The following is a 227-nucleotide window of genomic DNA, read 5'->3' as shown; positions in this document are numbered from 1 at the left end:
GGCGTGAAGGAATACAACGTGCATTTCGCGGGCGCGATCCTCGCGGCGCTGCCCACCCTCATCGTCTACATCGTCTCCGGACGCTATTTCGTGCGCGGCCTGATGTCCGGCGCCGTGAAAGGATAACGCCCCATGTCTTCCACGAATACGTCGTTCCTCAAGATCAGCAACCTGCGCAAGTCCTACGGCGCGCTCGAAATCCTCAAGGACATCAATATCGAGATCGA

1 pseudogene is annotated in these 227 nt (G+C 58.1%); it reads left to right on the top strand.

Annotated features, from left to right (window positions below):
- Positions 1-126: pseudogene (locus ACZ1A1_RS24970) on the top strand (carbohydrate ABC transporter permease); the annotation flags it as partial.
- Between the last annotated feature and the right edge of the window lie 101 nt (positions 127-227).

The sequence above is a fragment of the Shinella sp. R2-11 genome (genome assembly GCF_055330205.1).
This window is presented reverse-complemented; position numbering and strand designations above follow the sequence as displayed.